This window comes from Streptococcus sp. KR, from assembly GCF_002238115.1.
In the GTDB taxonomy this organism is placed as follows: domain Bacteria; phylum Bacillota; class Bacilli; order Lactobacillales; family Streptococcaceae; genus Streptococcus.
Map to the genome: position 1 here is coordinate 1 of NZ_NGVM01000310.1, position 236 is coordinate 236.

Below are 236 nucleotides of genomic sequence, written 5' to 3' on the forward strand. Positions count from 1 at the left end.
CAAGCAGCTCAAATCTTAGCTAGATATAATGGTCAGTTGGCTGATTTAACCAACAATGTTTCTAAAGCAAGCAAAGCTGGGACTTACGTTCAAAGATTAGCTAACAAGAATGCACAAACTGCCCAAATGTCCCAGAAGCGATTCAAGCAAGCCTGGGATCAATTATCAATTATGTTTGGGTCTAAGTTACTGCCCTACATGACAAAAGCGGCTAATCAAATGACCAAGCTTTTTGG

At 40.3% G+C, this 236-nt stretch carries 1 protein-coding gene; it reads left to right on the forward strand.

All coding sequences use genetic code 11. The features are described 5' to 3' along the window. Window positions 1–236, forward strand: a 236-nt coding sequence (locus CBI42_RS12080; protein WP_094754002.1) for a phage tail tape measure protein, incomplete at both ends; no start/stop codon positions are given.